Annotated in this window: 9 protein-coding genes; 4 read left to right on the top strand and 5 right to left on the bottom strand. The window is 68.6% G+C overall.

Annotated elements, in window-relative coordinates; genetic code table 11:
• Window positions 1-116: 116 nt before the first annotated feature.
• Together galA and NS334_RS13515 are read right to left on the bottom strand one after the other, a co-directional pair.
• A complete protein-coding gene (gene galA, locus NS334_RS13520) occupies window positions 117-3,008 on the bottom strand; it encodes a beta-galactosidase GalA (RefSeq protein WP_058756489.1) in 2,892 nt (963 codons plus the stop codon).
• A complete protein-coding gene (locus tag NS334_RS13515; protein ID WP_153002747.1) occupies window positions 3,008-5,797 on the bottom strand; it encodes a glycosyl hydrolase 115 family protein in 2,790 nt (929 codons plus the stop codon). The genes galA and NS334_RS13515 overlap by 1 nt, the downstream gene beginning before the upstream one ends.
• 180 nt (window positions 5,798-5,977) lie before the next feature.
• Between NS334_RS13515 and purU the strand changes: the two genes are divergently transcribed.
• Window positions 5,978-6,826 carry a formyltetrahydrofolate deformylase gene (gene purU, locus NS334_RS13510; RefSeq protein ID WP_058756487.1) on the top strand — a complete coding sequence of 283 codons (849 nt, stop codon included), beginning with the start codon at window positions 5,978-5,980 and terminating at the stop codon, window positions 6,824-6,826.
• Window positions 6,827-6,952: 126 nt separating this feature from the next.
• Here the strand turns inward: purU and NS334_RS13505 are convergent, their stop codons facing one another.
• Window positions 6,953-9,811 (bottom strand): TonB-dependent receptor domain-containing protein, encoded by a 2,859-nt coding sequence (locus tag NS334_RS13505; RefSeq protein ID WP_058756486.1) that lies wholly within the window; start codon window positions 9,809-9,811, stop codon window positions 6,953-6,955.
• A 234-nt stretch (window positions 9,812-10,045) separates the two neighbouring features.
• On the opposite strand from NS334_RS13505, the gene NS334_RS13500 reads away from it, so the two are divergent.
• Both NS334_RS13500 and NS334_RS13495 read left to right on the top strand, forming a co-directional pair.
• Window positions 10,046-11,032 (top strand): glycoside hydrolase family 43 protein, encoded by a 987-nt coding sequence (locus NS334_RS13500; protein WP_241491951.1) that lies wholly within the window; start codon window positions 10,046-10,048, stop codon window positions 11,030-11,032.
• A 26-nt stretch (window positions 11,033-11,058) separates the two neighbouring features.
• A complete protein-coding gene (locus NS334_RS13495) occupies window positions 11,059-11,988 on the top strand; it encodes an alpha/beta hydrolase (protein ID WP_058756484.1) in 930 nt (309 codons plus the stop codon).
• Between the two features lie 236 nt (window positions 11,989-12,224).
• Here the strand turns inward: NS334_RS13495 and NS334_RS13490 are convergent, their stop codons facing one another.
• A complete protein-coding gene (locus NS334_RS13490) occupies window positions 12,225-14,321 on the bottom strand; it encodes a malate synthase G (protein WP_083500479.1) in 2,097 nt (698 codons plus the stop codon).
• 101 nt (window positions 14,322-14,422) lie between these two features.
• Here NS334_RS13490 and NS334_RS13485 point away from each other — a divergent pair, with 101 nt between their 5' ends.
• The gene (locus tag NS334_RS13485) at window positions 14,423-15,313 is read left to right on the top strand and encodes a LysR family transcriptional regulator (RefSeq protein WP_058756482.1); all 891 of its coding nucleotides are present in this window, start codon (window positions 14,423-14,425) and stop codon (window positions 15,311-15,313) included.
• Between the two features lie 22 nt (window positions 15,314-15,335).
• Here the strand turns inward: NS334_RS13485 and NS334_RS13480 are convergent.
• A partial coding sequence (locus tag NS334_RS13480) for a CocE/NonD family hydrolase (RefSeq protein ID WP_153002745.1) occupies window positions 15,336-16,041 on the bottom strand: 706 nt, incomplete at its 5' end.

The following is a 16,041-nucleotide window of genomic DNA, read 5'->3' as shown; positions in this document are numbered from 1 at the left end:
TGCGGGAGGAGCATGTCTCACCCGTCACCCCGGCGCGGGCCGGGGTCCAGAATCACGGCCGAAGGTTCTGCTGGGCACGGGACCCCGGCCTGCGCCGGGGTGACGGTAGAGGAACCCTATCGCTCCCGCACCGCCACCACCTTCCCCAGCCCCGAAGGCTGCCCCGGCTCCGCCTGCACCAGCAGCACCAGCGCATGCTCGCCCGCGCCCTTGGGGAACGGCACCAGAAGCGGTCCGGCCGCCGGATCACTCTTCACCGCGCGGCGCTCGCCGTCGATCCACGCCTCGGCGCGCCCGACGACCTCAGCGAAGGCGACCACGCCGCCCTGCTCCGCCACCCGACGGCGCGGGACGAACGTGGTGCGATAGGTCGACCAGACCGCTGCCGCATCGCGCGATTGCTCCAGCCGACCGGGGCGCGCGCCCAGCAGGCTGTTCATGTCGTTCTTCGCATAGACGCGCAGCGGATCGGGACGGGTGGCGACGAACTCGCTGCGCTTCCAATCGGTCAGTTGCGCGACCGGCCGCGTCGGGGGCAGCGCGGGCAGCGGCTCCGCCTTCACCACCCGCGCCATCACGCGCGCACTCTTCAGCCCCGGCGCGCTCGCGGTCAGCGTGACCGTACCTGCACCCGCATCGGCGCGGACCAGCGCCTGCGCCAGCCCGGAGAACAGCCGCCGCACCGGCTCGACCTCCGAATCGTGGTCGTTGGGATCGCCGTTGCCGACGCCGATCACCGCGCCGCCCGTCACTGCGAAGGTCACGCGCGCGTCCGCGCCCGGCACGACGCGCCCGCGCGCATCGACCGCCGCCACGGTGAAGGGCTGCACATCGGTCCCGGTGCCGAGCATCGTCCGCCGGTCGGCGATCAGCTGCAGCGCGACCGGCGCACCGACTGTCTCCACCGACGTGCGCGCGATCTCGCGCCCGCCGCGCCACGCGACCGCCTCCAGCCGTCCGGATTGATAGGGCACCTGCCATTCGGGCATCGCCAGCCGATCGACCTTCTGCTTGCCCAGGCTCTTGCCGTTCAGCGACAGTTCGACCGTGTCGGCATTCGACAGCACCATCACCCGGATCGGCTGCCCCTCGCGGCCCGGCCATGTCCAGTGCGGGGCGATCGCCAGCGCGGGCGCGGCATCCTCCCATTGCGCGCGGCGCAAATGGAACGCCATCTTCGCGAAGCCGCACAGGTCCATGATCCCGAACAGGCTGCTGGTCGTCGGCCATTCGAACGGCGTCGGCTCGCCATGATAATCGAAGCCGGTCCACACGAACGTGCCGCCGACGAAGGCGCGCGTGTCGATCTCCTTCCAGCTTTGGTGGTGCGTCAGCCCCCAGTCCGCCGCCTCGGTATCGTAGGACGACATTTCGTGCTTCGCGAGGTCGGTCTTCCACACGCCGCGCGTCATGAACGCGCTGGTGTCCTCCGAACTCGTCATCGGCTTGGCGGGATGCGCGGCGTGGAACGGGTCGTAGCTGCGATGCTGGTAGTTGATGCCGACGACATCGACCGCCTGCGACACATTCAGGGGCGTGAACATGCCGTCGTTCATCGCCGCCGTCACCGGGCGGCTGTCGTCCAGTTCCTTGACGACATGCGCCATGCGGCGGACCATTTCAAATCCCTGCTCGGTCGCCTGCATCGGTTCCTCGTTGAAGACCGACCACATGATGACGCTCGGGCGATTGCGGTCGCGCCGCACCAGCCATTCCAACTGCGCGAGGAAATCCGGGCTGGGGTTGAAGTTGCGGTTCTCGTCCATGACGAGGATGCCCAGCCGGTCGCACGCGTCCAGCATCTCGGGCGCGGGCGCGTGGTGCGAGCAACGGATCGCGTTGCACCCCATCGCCTTCAGCCGCCGCGCGCGCCAGTCCCACAGCGCGTCGGGCATCGCGACGCCGACCCCGGCGTGGTCCTGATGGACGCAGACGCCCTTCAGCTTGACGTGCTGTCCGTTGAGGTAAAAGCCCGTGCCTGCATCGAAGCGCAGGTCGCGGAAGCCGATCCTGGTCGCGCGGGTGTCGATCGCCTTGCCATCGCGAAGCAACCGCGCCTCCACACGGTAGAGCGTCGGCGTCTCGACCGACCATAGCTTAGGATCGGCGACCGCGATCGTCATCCGCGCCTCGCCCCGGTCGAGCGGATCGATCGTCACCGCACCGGTCGCGCGCCCGATCTCACGCCCGGCGGCATCGAACAGCACTGCCTCGGCCTGCACCGTCGCCGCCTGGCGCGCGTTGTTGGCGACGGTCAGCGCGACCGGCACCGTCCAGCGCCCGTCGACGCGGCGCGGATCGGCGTGGAGGCCGTCGGTGACGATGGCGACCGGGTCGCGCACCGCCAGCCAATTGTGGCGATAGAGCCCTGCGCCTTCGTACCACCAGCCTTCCATCGTATCGGCATCGACGCGCACCGAGAGCGTGTTCAGTTCCTCGCCGAAGCGCGCATAGGGCGTGATGTCGATCAGGATCGCAGTATAGCCGCTATAGCTGTGCGCGACGTTGATGCCGTTGAACCAGACGGTGGCGTTGGTCGCCGCCGCGCCGAGCTGGATTTCCAGATACTTGCCGCGCCATTCGGGGGGCAATTGCAGCGTGCGGCGGTACCAGCCGATCCCGCGCTTGCGATACCCTTGCGCGACATTCGCCGTGGGATCGACCGGCTCCTCCATCGCCCAGTCGTGCGGCAGGACGACCTCGCGCCAGTCGCTGTCGTCCCATGCCACCCCGGCCGCGCCCGGCGCGACGCCCGCCTTGGCGGCGTGATAGGTATCCTCATGCCCCATCGGTTGCGGCACGACGATATCGCCCTTGTGGAACAGCCAGCCGGTGTCGAGCCGCAGCAGCGACGGATCGGCGACGAAGGGCGGTTCGGGGACGATATCGAACGGCGCGGGGGCGTCGCCGCTGTCGAGATACGGCACCGCCGGCGCGGCCATGGCGAAGGGGGGAAGCGCGGGGACGGCGATGCCGGAGGCGAGCAGGGCGCGGCGGGTGACGGTCATCAACGGTCCTCGGTCGGGAAGGGAGCATAGCGCGGGCGGGCGCCGTCGAGCACCAGTTCGATGCGGTCGATCATGATGCCGGGATCAAGGGGAATCAGCGCGATGCGGTGCGCGCCGGCGGCGATGCTGTCGAGCACGATGTCGACGGTGGCGGTGTTGGCGAGGACGTTGGCGCGCCAGCGATCGCTGCGCCCATGGGTGGCGAAATCGACCACCTGCCACGCGCCATCGTCGATTCTGACCGCCGCGCGCAGTCCTTTTTCGGGGTCCGTCGGGTGGGTGGGCAGCGCGATCAGGCGCAGAATCGCGGACCCCTCGGTGATATTCGCGAAGCGCCAGGTGGCGGGGGTACCCTGCCCCGGATCGGCGCGGTGCGGCAGGTCGAGCCGCGACCGCAGCGCGCCGCGATAGCTGCCGAGATCGGGCACCCGCTGCCAGTCCGCACCCGCCGTCGCGGTCAGCGCGGGCATGGTGACGCGCCGATCGACCTCCTTCGCGCCGCCATCGGCCGGTGGGGCGAGCGTGGCGGCGTGGACGGTCAGCGGCCGGCCCCCGCACGTCAGCGTCAGCGGCGCGACCGCGCCCTTGCCGTCGTAGGAAAGCGTCAGCCGCTGTTCATAGCCGTTGGCGCCGGTCAGCGCCCCCCCGGCGACGGACAGCGACAGCCCGGCGGGCAGCGCGCCGGCCTGCCAGGTCACCGCGATGGGCTGGTGCGCGTAGAGCGTGACGGGTCGGGTGGCGGGGGTGCCACGGGTGAAGGTCAGGACGTTCTCGTCGCCGATCCACGATCCCCATTGCGCGGTCGCACATCCGGTCTGCCGCGACGCCTCCCACGACGGCCACATCGGCTCGGCGAAGACCGGCAGGCGGCGCGGGGCCATGTCCATCATGCCGCGCCACTTGCCGCCCGCCAGCGCATTGTAGCGCGCGGTGTCGGCGACCAGCGCGCGGTGCGCCGCCTGCGCGCGCGCGACATAGATGTTCGCGCTGGCGCGATCCTGCCGGGCGTAGAGCTGCGCCAGATCGAGGTCGAGGATCCGCTCGTTCAGCCGCGCCGCCCCGCGCACCGGATAGCCGACCAGTTCCTCATAGGCATCGCGCCGGTCGGCGGGGATGCGCGCCGCGATCCGGTCGGCATCGGCGACCAGCGCGCGATAGGCGGCGATCCGCGCCTGCGCCTCCTCGCCGTCCGACATGACATAGGCGCTGGGGCGGTTCGGCGTCACCCATTCGGTTTCGCCAAAGCCCATGAACTCCGGTTTGCGCGGCCATGCGAGATCGTAGAAGCGCCACATCACATCGGCGATCGCGGCGGCGTCGGCGTCGCCGAACTGCTCGGCCATGAACGCGGTCAGATGCGCTTTCGGCGCGTCCTTGAACGTGTCGGCATCGAAGGCGAGGTCGAGGAAATATTGCGTCAGATATTCGATCGGCTTGATATCGCCGACATTGACCACCCAGATCCGCCGCGCGTCGGTTTCCCACGCCCGCCCCATCTGCTCGCGGATCAGCGCGGGGTGCGTGGTCCCCAGCCACAGATAGTCGTGCGGCCGCCCCCAATAGGACAGGTGGTAATAGACCCCCGCCCCGCCCGCGCGCCGCTGTTCGGCGGGCGTGCTCAGCCGCCGCAGCCAGCCGTAATTGTCGTCGGTCCACATCAGCGTCACGTCGTCGGGCACGGTCAGCCCGGCGTCATACGCCTCCTGCAATTCGTGATAGGCGACATAGAGCTGCGGGATGTCGGCGACCGGCCGCCCCAGGGTATCGCCCAGCAGCTTGCGCTGTCGCCCGACGACATCCTCCAGCACCGCGCGCCGCGCCGCCGTGGTCGTCGCGCCCTGCATCGGGCCGTCGTGCAACCCGCGCAAGCCCACGGTGTAGAAGCCGTCCTGATCCTTCGTCTCCGGGACCCGTTCACGCCAGTAATCGAGGATCGCGTCGCGCCGCCGGGTATAGTCGAAGGCGCCGCGTTTCGCCTCGCTCCATTCGCGCAGATTGTTGCGCAGCATCGGCTCGGCGTGCGAGCTGCCGACGACGATCGCATAGCGGCGCGCGAGCGGTGCATTGCCCGGATCGCCGAAGAACGGCGTCGAGATCGTGTGCATCGCGGGCCAGATCGTATTGGCCTTCAACCGCCACATCAGTTCGAAGACGCGCCGGTAGGTGCGCGGCCCGATATTGCCCTTGGCGGGATCGTAGGTCCGCGCCGCCCACGGCTCCAGCCCCCAATCCTCGTCGTTCAGGAAGATGCCGCGATACTTCACCGATGGCGAACGCGACACGATCGTTCGGTCGTCGATCGTGACCGCCGCCCGGCGGCGCGGCGTCACGTCCGCCCACCACGCCCAGGGCGAGATGCCGAGCGCGCGCGACAGATCGGTCACGCCATAGACCGCGCCGCGCGCATCCGACCCCGCGATCAGCAGATAGGTGCGCCCATCGGCACGCACCGTCGCGCGCGCATAACGTTCCCATGCCCCCTTCAGCGGTGCCAGATCGATACCGCCCGCCCTGGCCAGCCGCCGCACCAGCGGCGCATCGACCGTCCCGATCACCACGCAGGTCGCCGCGCAGCGCGTATCCTGCGCGACCACCCCCGCCGGGGTCGCGCCCAGCGCGCGCAGATCGCCCGCCAGCAGGTCCGCCGCCACCGCGCTCGTCCCGTCCGCATCGGCGACGGGCAGGATCGCGGCGCGCGTCAGATCCACCTCCGCCGCCAGCGCGGGCGGCGCCGCCCCCAGCGACAGCAGCAGCGCCAGCATCCCCCGGACCGTTGCGGCCTCACCCATGTTCGCTCGCCTCCCGTCGCCTCGCCGGGAGATGCTAAGCCGCGACCCGCACTTGTAAAGCCTTATCCCGGACCAAAGAGATACCATTTCCTGTGGATTGACGCGGATCATCGCGCATGATGTGAGGGCGCGGCCCGGACGTGTCGCGTGGCACGTTCCGGTAACGAAAGTGACCTGCCGATGATCGACACCTACGCCCTGCGCCTGTCGTGCGCGAACCGCCCCGGGCTGGTCGCGCGCGTCGCGGGCTTCCTGGCCGAGCGCGGCGGCGATATCCTGGACGCGCAGCAGTTCGACGACCAGCTGACCGAGCGCTTCTTCATGCGGATCGTCTTCGCACTGGCGGGCACGGATGCCGCCGCGCTATCGACCGCCTTCGCCACGGTCGCGACGGAGATCGGCGCGGCGTGGACGTTGCTCCCCACCGCGCAGACGCAACGCGTGCTGTTGATGGTGTCGCGTTTCGACCATTGCCTGGCCGACCTGCTCTATCGGCACCGGATCGGGGAATTGCCGATGGAGGTGGTCGGCATCGTTTCCAACCATCCGCGTTCGGCACTGGCGACGCATATCGGCGACATCCCGTTCCACTATCTGCCGGTCAACCGCGAGACGAAGGCGGAACAGGAGGCGCTGGTCCGGTCGCTGGTCGAGCGTAGCGGCGCGGAACTGGTGGTGCTGGCGCGCTACATGCAGATCCTGTCGGACGACATGGCGGCGTGGCTGTCGGGGCGCTGCATCAACATCCACCACAGCTTCCTGCCCGGCTTCAAGGGCGCCCGCCCCTATCATCAGGCGCACGAGCGGGGCGTCAAGATGATCGGCGCCACCGCGCACTACGTGACCGCCGACCTCGACGAAGGGCCGATCATCGCACAGGATGTCGAGCCGGTCGGCCACGCCGACACGCCCGACGAACTGGTCCGCAAGGGCCGCGACATCGAACGCCGCGTGCTGGCGGAGGCGGTGCGGCTCCACCTGCAAGGCCGCGTGCTGCTGAACGGCACCCGGACGGTGGTGTTTCGGTAAGACGGTCACGGCGAGCGTAGCGAAGCCACCCGGAGCGTCCTGATCCCGCCCTGGATGGCGTCGCCACGCTCGCCATGACGAACGGCGGCGGGGCGAGCGCTCAGAGCACCCGCCTCGCCTGACGCCTCAGAACCCGTAGGTCAGACGCGCGTAACCGAACCGGCCCGGAATGTCGTAGGTGGTCGGGTCGAAGTTGTTGAGGCTGCACGAGATGCACGCCGGCGGATCCTGATCGAACAGGTTGTTCACGCCCAGCGTCAACCCGATCCGCTCGCCCAGCAGGCCGGGCCGGAACGACAGTTGCAGGTCGGTGTAGAAGCGGCTGTCCATGCGGTTGCCGTTCTGCTGTTCGCGCACCTTGTCGATATAGCGCCCGGTGATCGTCGCGGCAACCGCGCCGATATCCCAGTCCAGCGTTGCCTGTCCCTTGAAGTGCGGGAACGCCTGATCGGGGCTGCCGCGTTCGAGACCGGTGAAGTCGATCGTCGTCGTCCCGGTCGTGGCGGGCACGATCTCGCGATAGTGCAGCAGGTAGTTGCCGCTGACCGACAGGCCGAACGTTCCCGCCCCGGTCTGGCGCGTCCGCAGGTTGAACGTCGCGTCGATGCCGCGCGTCTGAATGCCGCCGGTGTTGAGCAACAACCCGTTGATGGCGGTGATGACCCCGGTCGGTGCGCGAACGATGGCGGCGCAGGACAGCGCGTCGCCGGTTTGCGCGCACCGGTTGAGCAACGTCGCCTGCGGAATCGCCGCGATCGCGCCATCGACCTTGATGTCATAGTAATTGACTTCGAGGCTGAGCGCGCTGGCGAAACCCTGCCGTGCCCAGGCCGGGCTGTACACGCCGCCGAACAGCCATGTCGTCGCGGTTTCCGGGTTCAGGCGCGGGTTGCCGCCGGTCAGGACCGGCAACTGCCCGTTGGGCTCGGCATAGCTGCCGTTGGCGGGCACGCCCGCCGCGGTGCAGTTCGTGCGCACCGTCGCCGACGACTGATATGGCGATCCCGCGACGTTGCTGCACGGATCGGGCAGCGTGGCGTCGAAGCGCGACTGCGCACCGAACAATTCGCCGATCGACGGTGCGCGATAGCTTTCCGCATATTGGCCGCGCAGCAGCAGGTCGCTGACCGGCTTCCACAACGCCCCGCCCGTCAGCGTGGTATTGCCGCCGAAGGTCGAGAAGTTCGAGTGCCGCGCCGCACCGTTCAGTTCCAGCAAGCGCAGGAAGGGCACATCGCGGATCAGCGGCAGCCGCAGCTCGCCGTAGAATTCGTCGACGTTGAACTGCCCGCGCGCCGCCTGCGCCGGGATGTCCGCGCCCAGCCCGGCCTGGATGATCGGATCGGGGGTGAAGCTGCCCTGCTGGTCGCGATGCTCGTAACCGACCGCGACACCGACCGGGCCGCCCGGCAGGTCGAACAGCTCGCCCGACACGTTCAGCGTATAGTCCTTCAACGTCTGCTGGCTGCGCGACCGTTCGTTGAAGCCGACGAACGCCAGCATCTCGGGCGTGATCGAGCCGACGCCGCCGAACATGTTGAACGGCACGCACGCGCCGGTGCACTGCGCCACCGGGCCCAGCGCCTGCGCCAGATTGGCGGCATTGATGTTGCCGGTGAACAGCTGGTGCGCGTCGTTGGTCGCCAGCACCGCATTGGCGTCATAATACCAGTTGCGGCCGAACAGCTGGAACTTGCCGTCGATCGTCCCGGTCACCGACCAGGTATCGACCGTCTGGTTGTAGGTCCGCTGTCCCGCCTCCACGAGGCGGCGATAGATGGCGTCGTAATTCTGCCCCGGCACCAGCGACACGCCGAACGGATTGTACGGGTTGCTCGCGTCGATCGTGATCGTGTCCAGCAGGTTGCCGTTGCCGACGTCCGGCCCGATCCCCAGCGGCAGGAACGCCGCCTGGTTCTGCGACTGGCGATGGTTCCAGACGGTGCGGACGCGGACGTTGAACCAGTCGGCGAATTCGGCGCGCGCATTGGCGAACCCGCCATAGCGCTCGTTGGGGGTCAGCAGATAGTTGAACGGCGCGAAGTTGAAGCGGTCGCCGTTGCCGAACGCCTTGTAATCGCCGGTCGCCAGCGTCGGGTCATAGACCGGGCGGCGCCCGATCACCGGGCCGCGCAGCGTCATGTTCTGCCCGTTGACGACGAAGCGGCCCAGCGGCGTGAAGCTGGAGCAGCCGCCATTGGGGATGTTGCAGGTCGTCTGCCCAGGGTTCGGGAATTGCGAGATCGAGCGGTCGCGCGCGCTGACCGGATCCTGCTTGGTGTAGAAGATGCCCGCGTCGAGATGGATACGCTCCGCGCCGCCGCCCCAGCTCAGCTGGTAATTCTGCGTGCCGCCGTCGTTCTTGCCCAGATACTGGCCGTATTGCGCCGACGCGCGGAAGCCCTTCTGGCCCGAGCGGGTGATGATGTTGACCACGCCGCCGATCGCGTCGGAGCCGTACAGCGCGGAGGCGGCGGATTGCAGCACCTCGACGCGCTGGATCATGACGTCCGGGATCGAGTTCAGGTCGACCGTGCCGGGAATGCCGCTCGCGCTGGCGCCGTTGACGTAGCGCAGGCCGTCGACCAGCACGAGCGTGCGCTTGGCGCCCAGATAGCGCAGGTCGATCGCCGCCGAGCCCGCGCCGACGCCGCCGCCGTCGGGCGGATTGCCGGAATTGCCGGAATTGTTGAACTTGCTGTTCAGGCCGCCCGCGGCGGCCGGGATACGCTGCAGCACGTCGGCGACCGAGGACAGGCCGGTCTTGGCGATCGCGGCCTCGTCGACGATCGTGACGGGGGAGGGGTTATCGAGCGGGTCGCGGCGGATGCGCGATCCGGTCACCACGATGTCGCCGGTCGCGCTGCTCGCGGCGGTATCGGCGGGGGATTGTTCGGGTGCCGCCTGCGCGACGGCCGCGGCGGGCAGCAACAGCGTCGCGGCAAGTGCGATGACACTGGCGCGACGGGCGAAGGATCGTTTCATGAAGTCCCCTTGATCTGGTGGCGTGTCGTTGCACGTCCACGACACAAGCTGGCTCTACAGCCCGCCCCGACGCAAGATTCTTTGTGTGCATCGCAGCACTTGATATCGATTATGCCACGCCGCCGTGGCCGATATGACACAATGGTGACGATCCCGACGACGTGTCGATTGCGCTTGGCAACCGCTGCGATAGCGCTATCATACTGGAAACGAACGATGATGAGGGGATGGCCGTTGGCGAACGGAACAGGACGCGGCCTGATCGCGGCGTGCGCGCTGCTGACGGCGACGGGCAGCGTGGCCCAGCGCCCCGGATCGAACCCGATCATTCGCGACACGTTCACCGCCGATCCCGCGCCGCTCGTCGTCGGCGACCGCCTGTACCTCTATGTCGGGCATGACGAGGCGCAGCGCGACGAGATGTTCAACATGAAGGAATGGCTGGTCTATTCGACCACCGACCTGAAGCACTGGACCGATCATGGCGCGATCATGCGGGTCGCGGACTTTCGGTGGGCGAAGGCCGACGCCTGGGCGTCGCAGGTGATCGAGAAGAACGGCAAGTTCTGGTTCTATGCCGCGGTCGAACACGACAAGACGCATCCGGGCAAGGCGATCGCGGTCGCCGTCGCCGACACCCCGACCGGTCCGTTCCACGACGCCAAGGGCGCCGCGCTGATCACCAACGAGATGACGCCCAAGGGCACGCACAGCTGGGAAGATATCGACCCGACCGTGCTGACCGACGACGACGGCACGACCTGGATCGCGTGGGGCAACCGCCAATGCTATATCGCGAAGCTGAAGCCCAACATGGTCGAGATCGACGGCCCGATCACCGAGATCACGCCGCCGCATTTCGAGGAGGGCCCGTGGCTGCACAAGCGCGGCAAGCTCTATTACCTCACCTACGCGTCGCTCGACCGATCGAAGCATCGCGATGAAAAGGTATCCTATTCCACCGCGCCGTCACTGAACGGGCCGTGGACCTATCGCGGCGAGCTGACCGGATCGGGCAAGTACAGCTTCACCATCCACCCCGGCATCGTCGAGTACAAGAAGAACTGGTATCTGTTCCTGCACAACGCGACGCTGGCGATCGGCGACCTGAACGGGTCGATCGGACGCCGCGCGGTGACGGTCGAGCGGCTCCACTACCGTCCCGACGGCACGATGAAACCGGTCGTCCAGACGACGGCGGGCGTATCGACGCAACGATGACGGCGACAACAAGGGAGGATGGAGAGATGAAGGCCAGGGTTTGCGCACTCGCATGGTGCGCCATGGTCGCGCTGGGCACGCTCGCCGCGCCCGCGGCGGCGCAGGACGATCGGATGACGCCGATCCCCGCGCCCGCGCAGCCGACCGCGATCACGCTCGACACCGGGCCGCTGCCCGACGCCAGGAACAAGGAAGCGTGGCATCGGCAGTACGGCAGCACCTTCACGCGCAACGTGACGGTCGCGACGCTGACACCGTTCCTTCCCGCCCCCGGCACCGCGAGCGGCGCCGCGGTGGTCGTCGCGCCGGGCGGCGGGTTCCGGACCCTGTCGATGGAGAATGAGGGCTGGGACGTCGCCCGGGCACTGGCGGCGCGCGGCGTCGCGGCGTTCGTTCTCAAATATCGTCTGAACCAGACCCCGGCCGACATGCCCGGATTCGAGAAATCGATGGCGGAGATGTTTTCCGCCACCGCCGCGCGCCCGAAGATCGACGGCGACGCGATGACCGCGCGGCTGGGACCGCAGATCGCCGATGCGCGCGCCGCCTTCGCGCTGATCCGCAAACGCGCCGGCGAATGGCATATCGATCCCGACCGCATCGGCATGATCGGCTTTTCGGCGGGAGCGATGCTGACGATGGCGACGACGCTGGCGGGTCAGGATGCCAGGCCGGCGTTCATTGCCGACATCTATGGGCCGCTGGGCGCGATGACGGTTCCCGCCGATGCGCCGCCGCTGTTCGTCGCGATCGCGGCCGACGATCCGTTCTTCGCCAATGACGGGATCGGCCTGATCGACCGCTGGCGCGCCGCGAAGCGTCCGGTCGAATTCCATCTCTATGAGCGCGGCGGCCACGGCTTCGGCATGTACCGGAAGCCGACGACCAGCACCGGCTGGTTCGACGCCTATGCGCGCTGGCTCGACATGCACGGCCTGCTCAGCCCCAAGCGCTGAGCCCGGCGTCTCAGCCGTGCGGCGGGGCGACCGATCGCGCCGGCGGCGGGGCGGGGGTACGATTGTTTTCGGCCAACGCGAGATACCCGCTCGCCATCTGATGCAGGAAGCTGCCGTCCGGCGCACCGCACAGGTGCGCCAGACGATCGTACCGCTCGGCCTGTGCAAGAAGATGTTCTACAATCGATTCCACGACAACCAAGCGCCGGACGGATAAAAATGTTCCGCCGCAGGGATCAATTAACCATGTCTGTCGTTTTGGGCGCTTTCGCCGCGCGACGAAAATGATGCAATAACAACTCGGTATAGCCGTTGGGTTGCGTCGCGCCCTGGAACACCAGGGCACGTGCCGCCTGCATGGCGAGCCCGTCGGGGCCGAGCGGACGATACGCCGGGTCGCCGGCATTCTGCGCATCGACCCTGGTCGCCATCCGCAGGAAGGCCGCATCGACCTCCGCCGGGGCCGCGATCCCATGCAGCAGCCAGTTGGCGATATGCTGCGAGGAGATGCGCAGCGTCGCGCGATCCTCCATCAGCCCGATGTCGTGAATATCGGGCACCTTGGAGCAGCCGATCCCCTGATCGATCCAGCGGACGACATAGCCGAGGATACCCTGGACATTGTTGTCCAGTTCGTCGCGCACCGCCGCTGACAGCGCGTCGCGATCCGCCGCGAGCGGGATCGTCAGCAGCGCGTCGAGCGACGCGACGGGATCGGAACCGCGCGCCCGCTGTCGTTCGGCGACATCGACCGCGTGATAATGGGTCGCGTGGAGCGTCGCGGCGGTCGGCGACGGCACCCAGGCCGTCGTCGCGCCGGTCAGCGGATGCGCGATCTTCTGATCGAGCATGTCGCGCATCCGGTCCGGCGCCGCCCACATCCCCTTGCCGATCTGCGCGCGACCGCCAAAGCCGCACGCCAGCGCGATCTGCACGTTGCGATCCTCATAGGCGCCGATCCACGCGGCGTTCTTCATGTCCGCCTTGCGGACCATCGGCCCGGCGTGCATCGCGGTGTGGATCTCGTCGCCGGTCCGGTCGAGGAAGCCGGTGTTGACGAACACGATCCGCCCGCGCACCGCCCGGATGCACGCCGCCAGATTGGCGCTGGTGCGGCGTTCCTCGTCCATCACGCCGACCTTGATCGTGTGCCGGCTCAGGCCGAGCAGATCCTCGACCGCGTCGAACAGCCGGTTCGTGAAGGCGGCCTCGTCCGGACCGTGCATCTTCGGCTTGACGATATAGATCGATCCCGCGCGCGAATTGGCACGGCGCCCGCGCAGATCGTGCAGCGCGATCAGGCTGGTGACGATCGCGTCCAATATGCCCTCCGGCGCCTCCGCCCCGTCCGGCAGCAGGACGGCCGGCGTGGTCATCAGATGCCCGACGTTGCGGACGAACAACAGGCTGCGACCGGGGAGGGTGAACCGGTTCCCCCGAAGATCATGATAGACGCGATCGTCGTTCAGCCGCCGGGTGACGGCCTGACCGTTCTTGGCGAACGTCTCTTCCAGTTCGCCGGTCATCAGCCCCAGCCAGTTGGCATAGGCCGTGACCTTGTCCCCGGCATCGACCGCCGCGACCGAATCCTCCAGATCGCAGATCGTCGTGACCGCCGATTCGAGCACGACATCGGCGATCCCCGCCGGATCGTCGCGCCCGATGGGGTGCGTCCGGTCGACGACCAGTTCGATGTGCAGCCCATGGTGGCGATACAGCCGGTTGTCGCCCGCGCGCCCGACCTCCTGCGACGGATCGGCGAGCGGCGGAATTTCCCCCGCGATGTCGCGCCAGCTGCCGCCGGCCAGCGGCACCGCGCGATCGAGGAAATCGCGCGCCCAGCCGATCACGGCCGTGCCGCGCGCCGCGTCATAGCCAGGCGCAGCGGGCGCGCCGGGCAACGCGTCGGTGCCGTAGAGCGCATCATACAGGCTGCCCCAGCGCGCGTTGGCGGCGTTGAGCAGGAAGCGCGCGTTGAGAATCGGGACGACCAGTTGCGGCCCGGCGACCAGCGCGACCTCCGCATCGACATCGTGCGGGTCGATCGCGAACGGCGCGGGCTCGGCGGCGAGATAGCCGATCTCGCGCAGGAACGCCTGATAGACGGACGGGTCGACCGGCTGTCCCGCGCGGTCGCGATGCCACGCGTCGATCCGCGCCTGCAGGTCGTCGCGCACCGCCAGCAGCGCGGCATTGTCGGGTGCGAAGCGCGCGTAGATATCGGCCATCCCGCGCCATAAGGCATCGGCGGCGACGCCGGTGCCCGGAAGCGCGCGCGCCTCGATGAACGTCACCAGCGATGCGGCGACCTGTAAACCGGCCCGGTCGATCATCTGCGTCATCGTCGCTCTCCTCTGGTCACGGGGAAATAGACGATCGCCACTGTTGCCGGTAGAGACGAATAGGTCGAAACACCTTTTCGTCTGAGGCAACAATGCTCGATCCGGATTACGCCTTGTTCGAGCGGATCGTCACGGCCGGCAGCCTGTCGGCGGCGGCACGCGCGCTGGGCATCTCACCGGCGATGGCGTCCAAGCGGCTGGCGCGGCTGGAGGCACGGCTGGGCGTGCGGTTGATCCAGCGCACGACGCGGCGGCTGGCGGTAACGGAGGCGGGCGAGCGCTTCCACGCCGACGTCGTCGCGATCCTCCATGCGATCCGCGCGGCCGAGGCGCGCGTGACCGGCGTGCGCGACGCACCATCGGGTACGCTGCGCGTTTCCGCCCCCACCTCGTTCGGTCGGCTGCACATCGCGCCGCGCCTGCACGATTTCCTGCGTGACCATCCGCGCGTCGCGCTGGAGCTAGAGCTGTCCGACGCCAATGTCGATCTGATCGCGGAGCGGTTCGACGTGGCGGTGCGGATCGCGGTCGACATCCCGCCCAGCCTGGTCGCGCACCGGCTGGGGAGCAACCGCCGCGTGCTGTGCGCCGCGCCCGCCTATCTCGCCGAGCACGGCGCGCCGCGCGCGATCGGCGAACTGGCGCGCCACCGGCTGCTCGCCGCCGAGGGGCAATTGCCGTGGCGGCTGGTCAACGGACGGCGGCGGTACAGCGTCGACGGGCGCAGCCATGTCCGCACCCATTCCAGCGAGGTCGTGCGCGAACTGGCGCTGACCGGGGTCGGCATCGCGCTGCGATCCTTGTGGGACGTCGGCGATGCGCTGGCGGCGGGGCGGCTGGTGCCGGTGCTGCCCGGCTGGGAAGGCCCGCGCGACCTGAGCATCCACGCGGTCCATCCCCGCGCCCCCGCCGTGCCGCCGGCGGTGGAGGCGTTCGTCGCCTTCCTGCGCCGCACGCTCGACCCCGCGCCGTGGGAGGGATGACGGTTAGAGGCGATCGACGGCGCTACCGCGCCGCCTGCGCCTGCTCCACCGGCACGATCGGCAGCAGCACCGCACTCGCCTGCGTGCCGCCGCGCTTCAGCGTCACGGTCGCGGCGCGATAATCGCCCGCCTTGGCGAAGAAGATATTGGGCACGAAGGTCTGCGGATTGCGGTCGTAGAGCGGGAACAGGCTCGACTGTACCTGCACCATCACACGATGCCCCGGCTGGAAGACGTGGTTCACGGTCGGCAGGCGGAAGCGATAATGCTGCACCTTGCCCGCCGGGATCGCGGTCGGCTTCGCGAAGCTGTCGCGATAGCGGCCGCGGAAAATGTCGAGGCTGATCGGCAGTTCATAGCCGCCCATCTTCGGATCGGTGGCATTTTCCGCCGGGAAGACGTCGATCACCTTCACGACGAAATCGCCATCGGTGCCGGTCGTCGCGGCATAGAGGTCGGCGATCGGCGCGCCCGACACGCGCATCGGCTGAGTCAGCACCGGGCCGGTATAGGTCATCACGTCGGGGCGGCCGTCGACGTGCCGCTGGTCGCTGACCAGCCAGTCGCCCCAGCGCCCGTCGTTGAAATTGACCGGGCGCGACAGGTGCGGAACCGGGTTGCCCGGATCGGCGACATAGCTGTCCCCGCCCGCCGCGCCCTTCGTCGTCGACAGCCCGCGATCGGCCTGCAGATACATCGGCGTCAGCGGCGCGGCGCAGCCCTGCTCA

The organism is Sphingomonas endophytica (assembly GCF_001476895.1).
Taxonomy (GTDB): Bacteria; Pseudomonadota; Alphaproteobacteria; order Sphingomonadales; family Sphingomonadaceae; genus Sphingomonas; species Sphingomonas endophytica_A.
The sequence above is the reverse complement of the archived record's forward strand: the minus strand, read 5'-3'. Positions and strand labels throughout refer to the sequence as shown.

Bases quoted from the DNA above. Each gene is read 5' to 3' on its own strand.
- galA (WP_058756489.1), bottom strand. From the start codon at position 3,008: ATGACCGTCACCCGCCGCGCCCTGCTCGCCTCCGGCATCGCCGTCCCC.
- NS334_RS13515 (WP_153002747.1), bottom strand. From the start codon at position 5,797: ATGGGTGAGGCCGCAACGGTCCGGGGGATGCTGGCGCTGCTGCTGTCG.
- purU (WP_058756487.1), top strand. From the start codon at position 5,978: ATGATCGACACCTACGCCCTGCGCCTGTCGTGCGCGAACCGCCCCGGG.
- NS334_RS13505 (WP_058756486.1), bottom strand. From the start codon at position 9,811: ATGAAACGATCCTTCGCCCGTCGCGCCAGTGTCATCGCACTTGCCGCG.
- NS334_RS13495 (WP_058756484.1), top strand. From the start codon at position 11,059: ATGAAGGCCAGGGTTTGCGCACTCGCATGGTGCGCCATGGTCGCGCTG.
- NS334_RS13490 (WP_083500479.1), bottom strand. From the start codon at position 14,321: ATGATCGACCGGGCCGGTTTACAGGTCGCCGCATCGCTGGTGACGTTC.
- NS334_RS13485 (WP_058756482.1), top strand. From the start codon at position 14,423: ATGCTCGATCCGGATTACGCCTTGTTCGAGCGGATCGTCACGGCCGGC.